The 1187-nt window shown below is 65.0% G+C and carries 1 protein-coding gene and 1 tRNA gene; one reads left to right on the forward strand and one right to left on the reverse strand.

Annotated features, from left to right (window positions below; all coding sequences use genetic code 11):
• Positions 1–463: 463 nt before the first annotated feature.
• Positions 464–551, reverse strand: a tRNA-Ser gene (locus tag LQV45_RS34135).
• A 163-nt stretch (positions 552–714) separates the two neighbouring features.
• Between LQV45_RS34135 and LQV45_RS34140 the strand changes: the two genes are divergently transcribed.
• Positions 715–1187, forward strand: a 473-nt coding sequence (locus LQV45_RS34140; protein ID WP_230012290.1) for an alcohol dehydrogenase catalytic domain-containing protein, incomplete at its 3' end; no start/stop codon positions are given.

Genomic DNA, 1187 nt, shown 5'->3' on the forward strand with positions numbered 1-1187 from the left:
GTGCTGGAGTGGCGGTTGGTGTGGCCGTCACGGTCGGCGCGGCCCCAGCCGTGGACCCGGTGGTCGAGCGCGGAGCGGCAGCGGCAGGATCAGTTCCTGGCCGTGATGCACATCCGGCAAGGACGAGGCTGAGCGCAATGCCCGCCATTGTGGCATGCGCGTAAAACCCGGTGCGGTTGAGACCCACTTAATTGTTCCCCCAATATTTGCGACGGCGGGGTGATTATCCCGCTCGAGACCTCAGTATCAGGTATGCGGCCGGAAGTTATTGTCAGGTCTGGAAGACGGTGCTGAACCGTTACCTTGGGCTGCCAGTTGGCCGCCAACACGGCCAACACTGACAGCTGATGATTCTTGGGCCGGTCAGGAGTTTCACTCCGGGGCGGAGACGAGTAAGGCCGGCCGGAACGATCTTTCGATCGCCCCGGGCCGGCCTCTGAACCGCGCAAGATCTGCGCTCCCGCGGAAGGTAAGAGATTCGAACTCTTGGTACGGGGTCACCGCACACTGGTTTTCAAGACCAGCTCCATCGGCCGCTCGGACAACCTTCCCTAACGAGTAGTCTTTCATAGGCAGTCGGCTGCCACAAAAACCAAAAACACGGTGCGCTTGCGGACGTGTGCAGCTCCCCGCCATATTCTGGGGAGTGATGTTGATCGGACCTGGCGATCGCGGCGAACGTGCGCGGAGCCAGTTAGGAATCGGGAGTGCTCCATGAAGGCTGTCTATATCTCAGAGCCCGGCGGACCCGAGGTCCTGGAAGTCCGTGAGGTTCAGGCCCCGGTGGCCGGCCCCGGGGAGGTGCTGATCGACGTCGTGGCCGCGGGCCTTAACCGTGCCGATGTCCAGCAGCGCAAGGGCTTCTACCCGCCGCCCCCAGGCGCCTCCGAGATCCCCGGGCTGGAGGTCTCCGGCCGGATCGCAGGGTTCGGCCCGGGCGTGACCAAGGCGTTTTCCGTGGGGGACAAGGTGGTGGCGCTGCTCGCCGGCGGCGGCTACGCCCAGCAGGTGGCCGTGCCCGCGGGGCAGGTCCTGAGGATCCCCGACGGCGTGGATCTGGTCACGGCGGCGTCGCTGCCCGAGGTCGCGGCGACGGTCTATTCCAACCTGATCATGACGGCGCAGCTGCAGCCGGGCGAAACTGTCCTCATCCACGGAGCCACAGGCGGTATCGGCACCATGGCCAT

It is taken from the genome of Microbacterium sp. Bi128, from assembly GCF_918698205.1.